Raw genomic sequence first — 536 nt, 5'->3', positions numbered from 1 at the left:
CCATCCCTTTGACTGAGGAGCTTTTCAAGAAGCTTGATCATACGGCGCTTAAGCATTCTTGTCCTTGAAGCTCTCCTCTTTCTTTTCTTGCAGTAGGACAGATAGGATTCCGCCACATTCCTGTATTTGTTGCGCGGACGCCTTATGCCCAGCTCCCTGCAATGCCGGCATATATGCCTGTAGAGCCATTCGAGGCTTTCCCAAAGAAGTTTCATGTCCGTAGGAAAACGCATGTGGCTCTCATAGCATGTGGCATCGGTCATGCAGACGTGAAGGTTATCAAGATAAGGTTTCCAGTGTGAAGCCAGGACCTCCTGGAAAGAATCAATGTCAAGGCGGGATGCTATCTCATTACGGATGGCACTGACTATCTTGAAGTTGGTTATGGGAAGGGACGGGGGGATCATAATTCCACAGAAAATCTGGTAGTGTATGTTCCCGTTCAGATGTTCCACCAGTTGCCTGTCGGAGAATCCGGTGTATGCCTTCAGGACCATAAGGGCGATCTTTGCGGAAGGACTGAATATGTTCCTGCG

At 48.9% G+C, this 536-nt stretch carries 1 protein-coding gene; it reads right to left on the bottom strand.

The window, feature by feature from the left end; translation table 11 throughout:
- The coding region (locus H8S52_RS19760) for a transposase (RefSeq protein WP_186910416.1) at positions 1-536 on the bottom strand (536 nt) is incomplete at both ends.

This window comes from Bacteroides sp. NSJ-48, assembly GCF_014287405.1.
Classification (GTDB): Bacteria; Bacteroidota; Bacteroidia; order Bacteroidales; family Bacteroidaceae; genus Bacteroides; species Bacteroides stercoris.
The sequence above is the reverse complement of the archived record's forward strand: the minus strand, read 5'-3'. Positions and strand labels throughout refer to the sequence as shown.